Source organism: Bacillus sp. JJ634, assembly GCF_036962285.1.
Taxonomy (GTDB): Bacteria; Bacillota; Bacilli; order Bacillales; family DSM-1321; genus Peribacillus; species Peribacillus asahii_A.
On record NZ_JBALMU010000064.1, the window covers coordinates 22,506 to 25,037 of the forward strand.

The 2,532-nt window shown below is 40.6% G+C and carries 2 protein-coding genes; both read left to right on the forward strand.

Annotated elements, in window-relative coordinates:
* Window positions 1-308: 308 nt before the first annotated feature.
* Entirely contained in the window at window positions 309-1,775 is a 1,467-nt protein-coding gene (locus V7068_RS11320; protein WP_499712864.1) for a protein adenylyltransferase SelO, read from the forward strand.
* A gap of 182 nt (window positions 1,776-1,957) precedes the next feature.
* Window positions 1,958-2,532: hypothetical protein (locus tag V7068_RS11325; protein WP_499712866.1), on the forward strand; the 575-nt coding region annotated here is incomplete at its 3' end.

The window sequence follows — 2,532 nt, forward strand, 5'->3', positions numbered from 1 at the left end:
TCGAATGCAACTCATGGAGAGAATTTAAAGATAAATGATTAATAAAAGGATCCTGGCTTCATGCAGGACCTTTTTGTTGTGTCAAAAAATAAAGGGATTTTCATCTGTGTAGTTCATTTTGTGTCTAATGCGAGCGTTAATAGGTGTTATCTTTATCTGGAATGGTATAATAAATTGGCAGAAGTAGACATTAAAAAGAGGGTAACTTTGTACTGAAATGAAATGTAGATAACTAAAAATAATTCATTATAGAATGTCTTTTGTCTAAATTAGGATGGAAAAAGACAAAAGAAGAAAAGGAGGATAAGATGACAAAGGATAAAGAAACAGGATGGAATTTAGACAACAGTTATGCTCGTTTGCCAAAATCATTGTTTTCCAGCCTTAATCTAAACCCTGTACGCTCACCGAATTTGGTTATTCTCAATGATTCGTTGGCGACATCGTTAGGATTAAACGTAGAGGAACTGCAAAGCGAAAATGGTGTAGCGTTGCTTGCTGGCAATGATAGTCCTGAAGGAGCTCTACCGCTTGCTCAAGCTTATGCGGGGCATCAATTCGGGAATTTTACGATGTTAGGAGACGGTCGGGCCGTGCTGCTTGGTGAGCAGATTACTCCTCAAGGTGAGCGGGTGGATATTCAGCTTAAAGGTTCAGGTAGAACGCCATACTCCCGCGGAGGGGATGGTCGAGCAGCACTTGGACCGATGTTGCGTGAATACATCATTAGCGAAGCGATGCATGCGCTCGGTATTCCTACTACCCGCAGTCTAGCAGTAGTGACCACCGGCGAGTCAATCATCCGTGAAACTGAGCTGCCTGGTGCAATTTTGACCCGTGTAGCAGCTAGTCATTTACGTGTCGGTACTTTTCAATACGTTGCAACATGGGGGACTATTGAGGAACTACGGGCTTTAGCTGATTATACAATTAAGCGCCATTTTCCGGATATTGAAGCGGATGAGAGTCGATATCTTTCACTGCTCCAAGCGTTGATTAAGCGCCAAGCTATGTTGATTGCTAAATGGCAGTTGGTTGGTTTTATCCACGGGGTTATGAACACTGACAACATGACGATTAGCGGAGAAACGATTGATTACGGTCCTTGTGCCTTTATGGATACCTATGATCCGGCAACAGTATTTAGTTCCATCGACAGGGAGGGCCGCTATGCTTATGGTAATCAGCCATATATTGGCGGCTGGAATCTTGCACGATTTGCTGAAAGCTTATTGCCGCTGCTGCACGACGATCAGGAGGAAGCAATTAAACTGGCCCAGAATGAAATGTCAGCTTTTGGTGAGTTGTATGAAAGTCACTGGCTTGCAGGAATGAAAGCAAAGCTAGGCCTATTTAATGAAGAGGCACAGGATAGATCTCTTGTTGAAGGGCTCCTTAGTATCATGCAGAAGTATCGTGCCGACTATACGAATACCTTCCGCGCGTTAACGTTTGATACATTAGAGGATACGATTCTGTTTGGGACTCCAGAATTTACTCAATGGCATGAGCTGTGGCAGGCAAGACTAGGCAGGCAGCAAGAATCAAAAGCTGACTCACATCAATTGATGCGGAATAGCAATCCTGCAGTAATCCCTCGGAACCACCGGGTAGAAGCTGCACTAGAAGCCGCAGTGAAACAAGGAGATTATAGCGTGATGGAGCGACTTCTTCAGATTCTCTCAAATCCTTATGCGCATTCTCCTGAACAGGCTGAGTATGCTACATTGCCTGCTGAATCAACACGTCCTTATCGAACTTTTTGCGGTACATAATAATAGTACATGCTGAGTGCTGTTCATTGCTTGTAAGAAGAGATAAATAAGATATAACAGTGGTAGAGAGCCTTTTGGTTTAGAAAGGCTCTTTTTTAGGCAAGGTTTGGATAATGAAATGATGATTAATAAAAATCTTTCATATACATGTAAAAATTAAATTGAAAATGAGGGATAGGACAATGAAACAGTACCGCAAGCATCCCGAAGAAGAAGTTACAACAGCCGAAATAGAAGATATCGAAAGCATGCTTTCATTAAATGATAAAATTTATCCAAAAGAGTGGCATGTGTCTCCTGAGTATATTAAAGAAATTATGCTTAGGAATCATGAGGTTTATAAAGTTCTTAAAACTCCGGCTGGGGTAAAAGGGATATATGGGCTATTTCCTTTGGATAAAGGAGATTATACAGCTGTATTAGAAGGAAAGCTGGAAGAGAATGAGGTTGGAAAATTTGTTCTTAACTACACTAATCCAACAACTGTATATCTTTATTTGGTTACCTTAATAGTTGATATTCATGATGATCGAAGGAAAGAATACGCAAGTACGCTTATAAAAGATATTCCTTTAGAATTAAAACGTCTTAAGGAAAAAGGGATAGATATAAAAGAGATCGGTGCCTTTGCAGTTAGCACAGAAGGAGAAAAGATTTTGCCCAAAATTGGATTTGATTATTTAGGAGAAAAGGTAGTGCTTGATAATAAGGAATATCCCGTATTTAGAGCAAAACCGGAGAATATCATTCATAAAAT